Origin of the sequence: Acinetobacter lwoffii, from assembly GCF_049367455.1 — a bacterium.
Classification (GTDB): domain Bacteria; phylum Pseudomonadota; class Gammaproteobacteria; order Pseudomonadales; family Moraxellaceae; genus Acinetobacter; species Acinetobacter lwoffii_W.
In genome coordinates this window covers 2,661,605-2,674,092 of record NZ_JBMPXW010000001.1, presented here as the reverse complement: position 1 = coordinate 2,674,092, position 12,488 = coordinate 2,661,605, and the positions used below count along the sequence as shown (strand labels likewise).

Genomic DNA, 12,488 nt, shown 5'->3' with positions numbered 1-12,488 from the left:
AAAGTGCGGGCATGTCATTAATTATTGGGATTGACCCCGGTTCTCGTTTAACCGGTTACGGAATTATCGAAAAAGACGGCTCCAAACTGACTTTTGTTGATGCCGGCACCATCAGAACAGAAACGACAGAAATGCCTGAACGTTTAAAACGGATCTTTGCCGGCGTGGAGCGCATTGTAAAATTTTATGGTCCCACTGAAGCTGCGGTAGAACAGGTCTTTATGGCACAAAATCCGGATTCTGCCTTAAAACTCGGTCAGGCCCGTGGTGCTGCTGTTGCGGCACTGGTCAATCTGGATTTGAAAGTCGCTGAATATACTGCGCGCCAGATCAAGCAGTCGGTAGTGGGTTATGGCGCTGCCGATAAAGAACAGGTGCAGATGATGGTAATGAATATTCTAAAACTCAGCATCAAACCGCAGCAGGATGCCGCCGATGCTTTAGCTGCTGCTATTTGTCATGCCCACGCCTCAGGCAGTATGAGTAAAATGGCGGTATTGAATGCGTTGGGTGGTATGGCACGCGGCCGGAGTCGCGTCAGTAGCCGTCGTCGATAAGGTTTAACGCAATATTATAAAGTCTTGAGCATCTAGCTCAGATTCCAGATACTCTTGAATAACCGCTTGTACGATTGCACGAGCAGGCCCTTTCCAACTTCGTGTAATCATTTCCTGAAGTTGGGAGTCTGTTCCAGCAATAACGGCCTCCACCTCACCTGTGCTCAAGTTCTTCACATATCCTTTCAGTCCAAGCGCCTGAGCCTGCTCGGCAAACCAGTAACGGTATCCGACTCCTTGAACTTGGCCTGAAATATTCAGTTTGATGACTGGCACACTATTCTCCTTAGCGATTCACGACCTGATAAATCGCATGTTTCATATCCTGTGCCTGCAAGCCACGTTCGCCATTTTTGGCCAGTTCATCACCTGCAAGTGCATGCAGCGTCACAATTTCATGCAAATAAATTTTTTGCGCAAATTGCGCCTTTAGACTGGCAATCATGCCGGCCAGCACATCCCCCATTCCGCCAGTTCCCATACCGGCATTCCCGGCATTGCAGATGTAAAGCCTTTCTTCCAGAATCAGGCTGCCTGAACCTTTTAGCACCCACTGTCCCTGATATTTTTGTTGCAGGGCATGAATGGCTGCAATCCGATCCATTTCAACTTCCGCAGTGCTACATGCTAGCAAAGTTGCAGCTTCTCCTGGATGTGGTGTGGCATAAGTCTGGGAATTCAAAACTTGAGGCTGCTTGGCCAGAAACCATAAGGCATCCGCATCCAAAACAACCTCCAGATCAGATTGCTGAGTCAGCTCAAACCAAGCTGTATATTGTTGCTCTGACCAAGAATCACGACCTAATCCCATGCCAAAACAGACTGCATCGACCTGCTGAATCAGTGCTTGGCGTTGCTCCTGAGTTAAAAGATTGATATCACGCAGCATGATATTCGGTGCACGTGACAAAATCGCAGTATGGTGTTTTGCATCACAGACGATCGTCACTTTACCTGCTCCGGCAGCAAATGCTGCCTCTGCTGCCATGATCACTGCCCCCCCCATATCGGCATGACCACCTACAACCAAGACATGACCATAACTGCCTTTATGACCAAAGGCTTCACGCTTCGGCAATTGAATCTGATGTGATGAAAGACAAGCAATTGGTTGAAGCTCAGTATCTGTCGGGATAGCAGAAATCAGTTCGATCTTGCCCGCATATTCTTTGCCTTGTCCGGTAAACAGTCCTGCCTTAAGCCCTAAGCCCGTGAAAGTATAGTCAGCTTTGATCGCAACAGGCAAAGGCTGGCCGGTATTGGCATCCAGTCCACTCGGAATATCGATCGAGATTTTGAGCCCATTTTGCCGGTTAATGCCGTGAATAACATTTTGCCAGTCAGAAGCCAGCTGACGGTTTAGACCAATTCCGAATAAGGCATCGATATAGACCTCATATTCGGATTGAAAATCAAAATGCGAATAAAACTGCACACCAACCCGCTGGGCTTCCAGCACAGCCGATGCCAAATCTTTAGAATTACCTAACTCAGCCGCATAAATATGAGCTTGAAAACCAGCCTGTTTTAAATATTTAGCCACCAGATAACCATCGCCGGCATTATTACCCTGACCACAACAGACCGCGATTTTTTTTATTTTTTGCTGGGAAAATAAAGTGATCAGCCGCTGGCTAATCCCCCAGGCAACTTGTTGCATTAAACCGTAGGAACTATTTTGCTGATGAAACCAGCGCTGCTCCCATGCTTGTAGATCGCGGCTATGGTAAACTTGTTGCTGCATTTCTTATTCCCTGTCTTTGGTTTATGACAACTCCCGATTCTCACGCGCAAATTCAAGTTTATCAACAAGATCCAGCTGAGCTAAAAGCATGGATTAAAGCACAGGCTTTAGAATTGGGTTTTTCTGATTGTGTCATTGCCAAACCGGATGCTCAAGCAGAATTAGCACGCTTACAGGAATATCTGGATCGTGGTTATCATGGTGACATGAAGTTTCTGGAAGAGAATTTGGAAAAACGTGCCAATCCCACTTTGCTAGTTCCCGGCACACGCAGCATTATCTGTGTGCGTATGGATTATCTGGTCGAGGTACCAGAACCACGTTATATCTCTTATGCACCCAACTCTGCCATTATCGCGCGTTATGCCCGTGGCCGAGATTATCACAAAACCATGCGGGGTCGCCTGAAAACTCTGGCGACAAAAATCCGGGGAAAAATCGGAGATTTTGAATCACGCCCATTTGCCGATTCTGCGCCAATTTTTGAAAAATCGCTGGCTGAAAGTGCCGGCATGGGCTGGACAGGTAAACACACCCTGCTGATTCATAAAACATCAGGCTCATTCTTTGTGCTGGGTGAACTGTTTACTTCACTGGAACTGCCCTTTGATGAACCCGCGACCAAACATTGTGGCTCCTGTACTGCGTGTATCGACATCTGTCCGACTCAAGCCATTGTCGAGCCTTATATGTTAGATGCTCGCCGCTGTATCGCCTATCTGACCATCGAATATAAAGGCATTATTCCAGAAGATTTGCGACGCGGAATTGGTAACCGGGTTTTTGGTTGTGACGATTGCCAGCTGATATGTCCATGGAACAGTTTTGCCCAAGTGACCTCGATAGAGGATTTTCATCCGCGGCATGGACTGGATCAAGTGAGTTTACTGGATTTATGGCAATGGGATGAAGCCACCTTTTTAAGTGCGACTGAAGGCAGTCCGATGCGTCGTACGGGTTATCAAAGCTTTATGCGCAATATCGCCATTGGTTTGGGCAATGCACCCTTTGATGGGCAGATTATTCCGGCCCTTCAGCAACAGCGTGATCAGCATGATGAAATTGTGCAGGTACATATCGATTGGGCCATTCAAGAACAACTGGCAAAATCCAGCTAATTTTCTCTCACTATTAAAATATATTTCAACTTTACCTAGATTCACAGTTTCACTTAAAAGCCTTACACATCCGTGTTTCAGACTATGGCATAAATAAAAATAGTCAGAAATGAAGTGGAGGAAAGATGATGTCATCAAAAAATCCAAATCAAGAACTGCTTGAGCAGCTTCAGCATGACCAGCAGAAGCAACAACAGCAGCAGCCGCAACATGGCCCGATTAATTCCCCAAAAAACAATCAGCATGAACAGGATCAGCGCGTGTTTAACAAGCAGCACCGTAGTGATCTGCATGGCCAGGATATTCATGGAAATCACAGTAATAAATAATCTGGCAACTGAAAAACAAAGCTCACCTCGTGTGGGCTTTGTCATTTATATAAGGTCATATTTTGCTAGTGAAGCAAAAGCTTATTTTTATTAAGATGAACCGAATGATAAATAAGCATAGATAGGGAAAGAGATGAACAGTAGTGATGCGGTACGTAATGATTGGTCACGTGAAGAAATACAAGCACTTTATCAGCAGCCTTTAATGGATTTAGTATTTCAGGCGCAACAGGTTCATCGTGAACATTTCACTGCGAATACCGTTCAGGTGAGTACCCTGCTCTCGATTAAAACCGGTAAATGTCCTGAAGACTGTAAATACTGTTCACAATCAGCGCATTATGATTCCAAACTGGAAGCTGAAAAACGTATTGCTGTGGATAAAGTGATTCAGGAAGCCAAACAGGCGCTGGCCTCAGGAAGTTCACGCTTCTGTATGGGGGCTGCATGGCGCAACCCGCATGAACGCGATATGCCTTATGTGCTGGAAATGGTACGTGAAGTTAAAGCACTCGGTCTGGAAACCTGCATGACACTGGGGATGCTAAATGGATCGCAAGCTGAACGCTTGAAAGATGCAGGACTGGATTATTACAACCATAATCTGGACACTTCTCGTGAATACTATTCACATATCATCAGCACGCGTAGCTTTGATGATCGTCTGGATACTCTGGATCATGTGCGTCAGGCTGGTATGAAAGTTTGTAGCGGCGGTATTGTGGGTCTGGGTGAAAGCCGTGATGACCGGATTGGTTTATTGTATGAACTTGCAACTTTGGCGATTCATCCGGAATCTGTGCCGATTAATATGTTGGTGCCGATTGAAGGCACACCGATGGCAGATGTAGAAAAATTGGATGTGATTGAATGGATTCGGACCATTGCCGTGGCACGCTTGCTAATGCCTAAAAGTTATATTCGCCTTTCTGCCGGCCGCGAATCCTTAAGCGATTCGGATCAGGCTTTGGCGTTTATGGCCGGTGCCAATTCTATTTTTTCTGGTGAAAAACTGCTGACGACCCCTAATACATCCCAAGGCCGGGATCAGCAACTTTTTGCAAAATTAGGTTTAGTTGCAGAACAGCCAAAACCGAGTGTTCGCAGTCTGGCTACAGATGCAATGGCAAGTTAATCACTGTTTAAGTTGATGAACTCGCAGAAAAGTTATGTGCAGTAATTAAAATGCCATAACGGGCATTCAGATAATCTCCGACTCGGATTTGATCTACTCCATTGGCATGATGCACCATCAGCGCTTGCGTGACTGCATCATAACTAAAGGAGTCATAACTATCTTGATGCAGGCTGAGCCAGTGCAGCGTATCTGCCAGCTTGCTGTCTACGATATAGGTATCTGCATGAAAATCTTTACTCATATGCCTGTTCATCGTGATGAAATTTCCCTTTAATTTTAACGGAAATTAGCCCATAACAAGCATAAAAAAAGTGAGCCATTGCTCACTTTTCTTGCAAAAACTTTAGTCCTTATTCGTACCGCACTTACGACACTCCCTGTGTTCCCCGATCTCTTGCATTTGCTCATACTCATAAATATGCAAACAAAACAATTTTCTTAAAAGCTGAAGCATCATTGAAACTCCTGTTTAATCATTTTTTTAATACGCTTCTTAAGATATTCCGTCCTGAAACATCATGATTTTTGACTAAAAAATCATCTCATATTAATTAGCATAATTTTTTCAGTTGTAAAATGCATTTCATCTACTTTTCACTTTTTTTGCAGATATTCTTTGAACTACATCACAATTATTTCATAAATATGAACTTTTTTTTTGATTAAAGAGGATGTTTATGGAATTTAGATAACAAAAGTAATATCTGAGGGAGATGCTTTTTTATTAAGCTGGTAACGAAGAATCTTTATTGAAAGGCAAACTAGAAAAGTTCATTATCAGTGGAGGCAACCCATTTTAAGTCCTTCGAGATAAGAACGACGATCAATTAAGTGAATTGCTTACTTCAGATTTCATAATATCCAAAAACAAAAAACCCCTTATGATTAATGCACGTAAGGGGTTGTTTTATATGGTGGGCCCAGACGGACAACAACCCTCTCCTACCCTATTGTTTTTATTACACTAATTAATATTAAAAAATTACGGGATACAAGCTAGGATACATGATTCAAGTGTTGCTTTTTTGACCTGTTGAACTTTTTTCACCACCGAACTCCCCTACCACATCACCGTGTTTACTGGATTTTTACAATACAAAGCTTCTTGGTGAAAGAAGAGCCGACATCAATATAATGGCAATTATCAATTTTAGTATGTTCTTTTACAATTGTGTGGCCTAGATAAATTTCATCAATATTTTCCACAGTATCATAATGTTCTGAATGATTACGGATACGTCCTCTCCCCCAAAGTGCATTGCTATAAGCAGAAGTTACACCAGAGATCTTATAGTCGCCTTGACTAATATCTTGCTTAAAGGCATTCCAATTATGTATGTCAATGTCTGCGTGCACCACACCAATCTTTTTATGTTCCAATTGAACTTCTATGACTAAAGGCAACTGCTTAAAAAGCTCAATAATTTCTAGCCGCTGTGTTTGAGATAACTGATAAAACCATTCACCTCCATTACGTGCATGAATATCTTTTATTTTAGGATCATGAGGTGACTTGATACACATTTCTTCATGATTACCACGCACCGTATAGAACCAAGGTTGGTCTAGTAATGAAATACACGCTAAGTTTTCTTCACCTCGATCTACAAGATCACCCGTACAAATAAGCACATCATTCTGAAAATCAAAATGATTTTTTTGGAGTTCTTGCATCAAAAGGCTATAACAGCCATGCAAATCACCAACCACATATATATGATCCGTTTGATTTGTATTGATTGTCAAAATAGGAGAATAATTCATTGACTTAAATGATCACCCTTAATTTCAATATGATTACCGACTTAACAGCTTCCCAATCATTAGTACTCGATCAAAGCTATACACATGCGCAAAAGGACTTTCTACACAACGTCCAACTAACGGCAAATTATGATCAGGCTGACCAGTTCTAAGTATAACTTCTGCTGAACAAATCGGACATATCCCTCTAAACCGAGTTACACGTGTTAATTTATTACGCTCTCTATCACGATACATCTCAATATCAGCATGATCTTCATTAAGTGAAATAAAAGTCATAGGTGCCTTAATGACACGATGCTCTGGTAAATTCCATAACGGAATGTACCAATATTTGAATGATAGGTAAGAAAATCCAATTAGACAGACTATAAGCAACAAATCAAGAGTCGTGAAATTTTGTCCTTCACGTACTAAAACTAATGAAAATGCACAAACATATATAGCCCATGAAATAAAACTGCCAAAAAGAACGATTAACATAAACAGTCCTCTTATACTTTTATTTTTCATTTCACCATTTTTAAAAATAAATCGGTAAAACCAGGACAATTTAATTTCTGAAGGATCTACCCGTTCATAAGAAATTTCATCTTCATCAAGCTTTTGATCCTCTTCATTTTGGATCTGAGCATATTCTGTAATATCTAACCAATAACGGCGCTCATTCCCTTTTCCTCCAATTGTATCGTTGGTTTTTACAACTGGAATATAACCAATCTCTTCAAATTTTTTAGTATGTTTTGTGATGACACGATCAATGTATGCACTTAATTTTTTGTCACTCATCCACTTCCCTAGATCTTTAGAATCCATCGATACAACAGATTGCTGACCATCAAGAATAAGTTTTAGTTGATACCTGGTATACGTTATTGGTTCTTCATTTTGAGCATTTAAAGCATCAATCGATGCGCTACAGATTACTTTTAAGCAATCGTATGCCCTGTTATCTGCTAAGTCCTTCTTTAAAATCCCATCTAACACAATAAAAACTTTTAATTTTAATTCAGACACTTAAACCCCCATTTTACCCGTATTTCCCCTTTATACGGTGTTTGGACAATTAGATCACAAGCATAGTGAATGAGTAAATCAACTTCCTAAAGGATTTTAATCATGACGATGTATATTGCATTAAACGAAAATAATAAATTGGTTAATATTAAGCAGGTTGAACGTGGGCTCGCATGCCAATGCACTTGCTTTGAATGTGGTGAAGCTGTTATCGCTCGTAAAGGTGAGATTAAGGAACATCATTTTGCTCATGCAAGTAATAAAGTAAGCTGTACGATTAACCCTGAATCCGTACTACATAAATATGCCAAAGAGGTTATTGTTGAATCTATGGGACTTATGCTTCCTGCTCTACCTGACTCAGATAGTGAAGCTGCATGGTGGACCTTCGAAAAATTATTACCTGAATTTTCTCTCGGTTTAATTCGCCCTGACCTTATTGGTTATTTTGATGGCGAACCTATTTTAATTGAGATCGCAGTCACTCATTTTATTGATGCTGAAAAACTAAAACGCATTGAGGTTTTTAAATCAAAATGTATTGAAGTCGATTTATCATCACTTCTTAGAAATGATATTGCAATTCCAAGTACAGAAGCCAAACAGCAAATCCTCGAGAATCTAGACAATAGAAAATGGATTTACCCACTTCCGCAAGAACAATCCACTCAGCAACAAATAGCTTCTACTTCCTTCAAAGTAACCACCACACTACCAGTAACGCCTGAACTACAGAACACCAGTCCGAATTGGCAGGACTATAAATTTAAAGTTAAAGTTAAAGGCATGCACCTTAATGTTCGCCATTTTGCGAGTGGTATGATTTCAGTAAATAGTGCATACAACCCTGCAATCACTGCGATGCTAAAAGAATGGAAACGTGAAGGACGCGGTTCATACAATCCTACATATAAATCTTGGAACTACTGGCTCCCATTCTCGGAACAGGTTTTACAAAGACTCAAAGAACTCAATGAATAAAGGCATATTACCCATAAATACTTGCCTAATCACGACAAATGATAAGTACTTAAATTGGGACCTATCTAGCTAAAAAGTAGCTTTAAGTCCCAAATATGGTACTAACCTCACAAGATAAAAGACTAAATAATTTTGAAGTTTTTTGGATCATCTACATTGAAAGGTACTACACGTAGTTTTGCACTAGAGGGAAGCCTAAACTTAAAGTCATCCAATGGCTGCGTGAACTTGTCCTTCCGATATGGATAGACAAGTACAACATCACTGTCATGCTTGAGGTAATAGTGGCTATAAGCAAACATTTGCTGAATATCACTGTCTTTCAAACCATAACGCCCAGCTCGATCACTTTGATCAATCAACTTCCACTTGGTATCCATCACAATCGGTTTTGCATTCAGACATTCAATGAAAATATCAGGCTTAAGCTTAAAAATACGACGTTCTTGATGCTGACAAATATGCTCCGTCGCATACTGTGTCTTCACAGTATATTCGGGTAAGTTACGGCGTAGATGATAAGCAACATAGTGCTCAAATAGCTTCTCCATTGGGAAGAGTAAACTCATGCCACGCCACTCCCCCTGAGTAGATACAGGCATATATTCACCTAAGATTAACTCCGTCCAAGGTTTAATCTCAGCATACAAAGCGAGTAAACGTCCTGACTGCCATTGTCTAAAATCCTGCTTAATCTTTTGGCTTCGAGGGATCTCATTGGTCATGAGTCTCAGCTCTTGCGCCAATTTCCAATTACTTGCGTCTTTGCTCTTTTTACACACCACTTCTAAGGCTGTACGTATCAATCTATTTTCAGGTCGATTCACCTCATAAACATCATGCTCAATCGGAAAGATATGTTTCTTTGTAAGTGGCTGACGCATATATTTCACATGCTGTAATTGTCCACGTAAAAACTTTTGTTCCTCTTGCACACGGTTATAATCAAAACGTAAACCACGTTGTACCAAACGCTCAAACGACGCAAGGAACTGCGTCATAATCCATTCATGCAAAGATTGTTTAAAGCGGTTTAAATTGGCACTTCCTGCTTCTCTATATGGTAAATGTAGTGAAACACTCAGCATTTTCTGAAGCAGTTTACGTTCTTGCTGAATAATATCTTGATCATCACTGCCATTAAGCTCCACATGTTTAGGGAGGATTTCAATCCGTGTACCACATGGGGTTTCTATCACTCCCACATATTGATCAAGCTTAAGCTTTCTTCGCCCTGCCAACTCAAATACTTTCGCACCGTGCTTTGAAAATGATGCTGAGAGCTCACATAGATGCTCAAATGCTTTCCCAGATATATAAGCATGGTCTAAAGTTGGATCAGGACAGCCTTCATAAGCAACGCTAATGAAGGCATATTCTCGGACGGTAAAATCAGGCATCACGATCCCCAATTAGTGCTTAATAATCTTAGTAAAGCTCTCTATTGAATTAAATACATCATCGACGACTTCCCATGTTTTCTGCTCCTCAAAATAGCTCTCCGATTCATGTGCTACATTTGGGAATAATACTGATTTATCTATACCATTAGATCGCAGCATGCCATTTGCATTGAGCACCATATTGATCTTAGACCAATCATCAAAGAAATACTCTTGAAGCTGAGGAATGATTTTTTGCTTAAATATTTGCGCTAAGTTAGTAAGAGATGGATCTTTCTGCAAAGTCATAAAGTTGGCATGCCCAATACAGTGATCTCGGTCTAATAACACCTCAATACGCTGATTGATGACTTCTAATAACTTTCTAATATCCAAACCCTTAACCTCAACGCCAGTTAGAAGCTCAGGCTTTGGTGGCATTTCGATAAAAGTAAAGCGACGGCGCAAGGCAATATCTAAACCTGTTAAAGATCGGTCAGACGAATTCATGGTACCAATAATGTAAACATTATCAGGTACAGAGAAGTCATCTTTAGAATATGGAAGTGTCACCGACAATGCTTCGTCTGCGCCTTGACGTTTTGAATCTTCAATTAGCGTAATCAATTCACCAAAGATACGGGAAATGTTACCTCGGTTGATTTCATCAATGATGAGTACATAAGGTTTTACTTTTTCAATAGAATTTACATATTCAACTTCTGAACGTAATGAATTAGCGATAGCCCATTCATAACTTTTTTGATCCACAATAATGTCACTTTGTGTCTTCAAATAGTTACGAATATGCCTAATAGATAAAGTGATATTACTTCCTGTAGATGTACAAGCAAATAACGTACCTGCTGAATTACTTGATACTTTAATTTCCGCACCACGTTTAGTATGAAAAATCATTTCCTCTGTTTTAGCCTGAGTAATGAGTTTATCAATTGCACTATTGATACTGGCTTCAATCGGTGCTGATACATTATTTTGCTTAGCATCAGTTTCTATTTGGGCATCTTCACAAATCTCTTTAAATACGCCTGCTTTTACATCATAGCTTAACTGCTCATTATCATCCGTTTCAGCACGAATCCCTTCCACAAAATCTTCATAACTAAAACTTTGATGGAAAGTGACAAACTTAATTTGACCTTGTTCTTTGTACTGATCAAAACGTAATTTTAGCGCCGTGCGATCTTCTTGTTCTAAAACTTCGAGAGGTTTGTTTTCAATAATGGATAAGGCATGGTTAATCGTATGGTAAGTTTTACCTGTACCCGCTGCACCAAATAAAATACGGTTTAGGGGCTGTTTTATCTGTTCTGATGGATTCATATCGGTCTCTATCATCTCGATATTGTTATAGTTTTCCGGCCAATAACCCACAAAAGGATCTCGATCAGTTTCCATTTTGTTCAAGGACATGCTTTTGAGTTCTTCTAATTTGGAGGCCGTTAATCGAATTGTTCCTAACTCATCTATTGAAAACTCTGATTCATTTTCATTTGGAATATAGAATGTGCCATTTTGATCGAAACCAACAGCAGCCACATAGCTCACTGTACTATTTCGCCCATTGAATTTATTGTTTGTGCCGAATCTAACCGGAGGCCGCTCTGAAGGTGCAACCCACCAATCCATAGGTGTTTCATGGATATATCTTGCCAACTCGAGAAAAAGCTTTCGATGCTCAGTATTTTGTTCAATGTGATTAAAATTCGGAACATTTTTAAACTGCTTCAGAATAAATTCATCCGTTAGCTTTTCTTTTCTACTCTCTGATCGTTTTTTATAGAGGTTTTCAAGTTCAGTTAAATCCTGAGTATGGCCTAAAAAGATACAGTCTTGGACATCTTTTCTTTTTATACGGGTGATTGTTTGGCGATAAGTATAAAAGTAAATTATTTTTTCAGGTTCAAATTGTTGCTCCCATTCGACTTCTAAGGTACGTCCATCATTTAAGTTTTTCTTTACGGTACCAATGGCTTTGACTTTCATGCAGCTTACAAGACAACCGTAATTATTAAATGGCATATTATATTTTTGGCCATAAATTGCTTTTATTGCAATTCGATCCCCTGCTTGAATAGCATTTACGCGATCCAGATATTTATCTGTATAGCCATTCTGCCAAATGCCTTTTTCAATAAATTCCGCCGTCTGATCTTCGCCATCCCAATCTGCTCCTGCAACCCAAAAATCCATCATTTTCCCCAAACTAAAAATCTATTTCTTTACGCTTTAATAAATGATTTCACTCGGTTTTAACTTCCTCCAAGCCTTAGCAAGGCTATACGGACAATCTGTAAAAACTTTAAAGTTCTCTTAGAACAGCAACCCATCATTGGTATTTTTAATCGTAAACTGTTCAATCAACGTGACAAATTCTTCTTCAGGTGAAATCACTTCTTACATCCTTCATAATGGTGAATCATATAAAGCAATCGCC

The 12,488-nt window shown here is 40.3% G+C and carries 12 protein-coding genes; 5 read left to right on the top strand and 7 right to left on the bottom strand.

Annotation, left to right across the window (positions count from 1 at the left end):
• The first annotated feature begins 11 nt into the window (after positions 1-11).
• On the top strand, positions 12-557 hold the full coding sequence (gene ruvC, locus ACO1B7_RS12855; protein WP_004278925.1) for a crossover junction endodeoxyribonuclease RuvC: 546 nt from the start codon (positions 12-14) through the stop codon (positions 555-557).
• A 3-nt stretch (positions 558-560) separates the two neighbouring features.
• Here ruvC and ACO1B7_RS12850 read toward each other — a convergent pair whose 3' ends face one another.
• Positions 561-833 carry an acylphosphatase gene (locus ACO1B7_RS12850; protein WP_004278926.1) on the bottom strand — a complete coding sequence of 91 codons (273 nt, stop codon included), beginning with the start codon at positions 831-833 and terminating at the stop codon, positions 561-563.
• Between the two features lie 10 nt (positions 834-843).
• Entirely contained in the window at positions 844-2,301 is a 1,458-nt protein-coding gene (locus tag ACO1B7_RS12845) for an NAD(P)H-hydrate dehydratase (protein ID WP_129717425.1), read from the bottom strand.
• A 23-nt stretch (positions 2,302-2,324) separates the two neighbouring features.
• Here ACO1B7_RS12845 and queG point away from each other — a divergent pair, with 23 nt between their 5' ends.
• From queG to bioB, 3 genes are all read left to right on the top strand, one after another.
• A complete protein-coding gene (gene queG / locus ACO1B7_RS12840) occupies positions 2,325-3,419 on the top strand; it encodes a tRNA epoxyqueuosine(34) reductase QueG (protein WP_129717427.1) in 1,095 nt (364 codons plus the stop codon).
• A 125-nt stretch (positions 3,420-3,544) separates the two neighbouring features.
• Entirely contained in the window at positions 3,545-3,748 is a 204-nt protein-coding gene (locus tag ACO1B7_RS12835) for a hypothetical protein (RefSeq protein WP_004278929.1), read from the top strand.
• 133 nt (positions 3,749-3,881) lie between these two features.
• Complete coding sequence (bioB, locus tag ACO1B7_RS12830) at positions 3,882-4,883, top strand: biotin synthase BioB (protein WP_004278930.1); 1,002 nt, start codon at positions 3,882-3,884, stop codon at positions 4,881-4,883.
• Between the two features lie 7 nt (positions 4,884-4,890).
• Here bioB and ACO1B7_RS12825 read toward each other — a convergent pair whose 3' ends face one another.
• The 3 genes from ACO1B7_RS12825 to ACO1B7_RS12815 form a co-directional block, all read right to left on the bottom strand.
• Entirely contained in the window at positions 4,891-5,127 is a 237-nt protein-coding gene (locus tag ACO1B7_RS12825) for a hypothetical protein (RefSeq protein ID WP_129717429.1), read from the bottom strand.
• 836 nt (positions 5,128-5,963) lie between these two features.
• A complete protein-coding gene (locus ACO1B7_RS12820) occupies positions 5,964-6,650 on the bottom strand; it encodes a metallophosphoesterase (RefSeq protein WP_129717431.1) in 687 nt (228 codons plus the stop codon).
• A gap of 33 nt (positions 6,651-6,683) precedes the next feature.
• A complete protein-coding gene (locus ACO1B7_RS12815; RefSeq protein WP_129717433.1) occupies positions 6,684-7,667 on the bottom strand; it encodes a hypothetical protein in 984 nt (327 codons plus the stop codon).
• A 102-nt stretch (positions 7,668-7,769) separates the two neighbouring features.
• Here ACO1B7_RS12815 and ACO1B7_RS12810 point away from each other — a divergent pair, with 102 nt between their 5' ends.
• Complete coding sequence (locus tag ACO1B7_RS12810; protein ID WP_129717435.1) at positions 7,770-8,648, top strand: competence protein CoiA family protein; 879 nt, start codon at positions 7,770-7,772, stop codon at positions 8,646-8,648.
• 122 nt (positions 8,649-8,770) lie between these two features.
• Here the strand turns inward: ACO1B7_RS12810 and ACO1B7_RS12805 are convergent, their stop codons facing one another.
• Together ACO1B7_RS12805 and ACO1B7_RS12800 are read right to left on the bottom strand one after the other, a co-directional pair.
• Positions 8,771-10,048, bottom strand: a complete 1,278-nt coding sequence (locus ACO1B7_RS12805; protein ID WP_044109162.1) for an McrC family protein — start codon at positions 10,046-10,048, stop codon at positions 8,771-8,773.
• A gap of 12 nt (positions 10,049-10,060) precedes the next feature.
• Positions 10,061-12,244 carry an McrB family protein gene (locus tag ACO1B7_RS12800; protein ID WP_337971658.1) on the bottom strand — a complete coding sequence of 728 codons (2,184 nt, stop codon included), beginning with the start codon at positions 12,242-12,244 and terminating at the stop codon, positions 10,061-10,063.
• Positions 12,245-12,488 lie beyond the last annotated feature (244 nt).

Coding starts and splice junctions, on each gene's coding strand:
- bioB (WP_004278930.1), top strand. CDS start 3,882: ATGAACAGTAGTGATGCGGTACGTAATGATTGGTCACGTGAAGAAATA.
- ACO1B7_RS12835 (WP_004278929.1), top strand. CDS start 3,545: ATGATGTCATCAAAAAATCCAAATCAAGAACTGCTTGAGCAGCTTCAG.
- ACO1B7_RS12805 (WP_044109162.1), bottom strand. CDS start 10,048: ATGCCTGATTTTACCGTCCGAGAATATGCCTTCATTAGCGTTGCTTAT.
- queG (WP_129717427.1), top strand. CDS start 2,325: ATGACAACTCCCGATTCTCACGCGCAAATTCAAGTTTATCAACAAGAT.
- ACO1B7_RS12825 (WP_129717429.1), bottom strand. CDS start 5,127: ATGAGTAAAGATTTTCATGCAGATACCTATATCGTAGACAGCAAGCTG.
- ACO1B7_RS12845 (WP_129717425.1), bottom strand. CDS start 2,301: ATGCAGCAACAAGTTTACCATAGCCGCGATCTACAAGCATGGGAGCAG.
- ACO1B7_RS12800 (WP_337971658.1), bottom strand. CDS start 12,244: ATGGATTTTTGGGTTGCAGGAGCAGATTGGGATGGCGAAGATCAGACG.
- ruvC (WP_004278925.1), top strand. CDS start 12: ATGTCATTAATTATTGGGATTGACCCCGGTTCTCGTTTAACCGGTTAC.
- ACO1B7_RS12820 (WP_129717431.1), bottom strand. CDS start 6,650: ATGAATTATTCTCCTATTTTGACAATCAATACAAATCAAACGGATCAT.
- ACO1B7_RS12810 (WP_129717435.1), top strand. CDS start 7,770: ATGACGATGTATATTGCATTAAACGAAAATAATAAATTGGTTAATATT.